Annotated in this window: 1 protein-coding gene; it reads right to left on the bottom strand. The window is 67.2% G+C overall.

Annotation, left to right across the window (positions count from 1 at the left end; translation table 11 throughout):
- Window positions 1-320: amino acid permease (locus SB754_RS19655; RefSeq protein WP_410784077.1), on the bottom strand; the 320-nt coding region annotated here is incomplete at both ends.

A 320-nucleotide genomic window follows, 5' to 3' on the forward strand; every position in this document is an offset into this window, starting at 1 on the left:
GTGTCGACCAGGAAGGTGGCGATCACCGACGCGATCGCGCTGACCAGGGCGAAGCCGGTGGTGTAGATGCCGCCCGGCGTCTTGTACGGGCGCGGCATGTCGGGCTCACGGACCCGGAGCACGATGTGGCTGACCATCATCAGCACATAGCTGAGAGCGGCCCCGAAGACGGCCATGTTCAACAGGATCGCGCCCTCTCCGGTGAAGGTGAGCGCGAACCCGATGACGCCCGGGATGATCAGCGCCCAGGTCGGCGCCTTCCGGCTGTTGGTGACCGACAGTGCCGTCGGCAGATAGCCGGCCCGGGACAGGGCGAACAG

The sequence above is a fragment of the Leifsonia sp. SIMBA_070 genome (genome assembly GCF_046534635.1).
GTDB lineage: Bacteria > Actinomycetota > Actinomycetes > Actinomycetales > Microbacteriaceae > Leifsonia.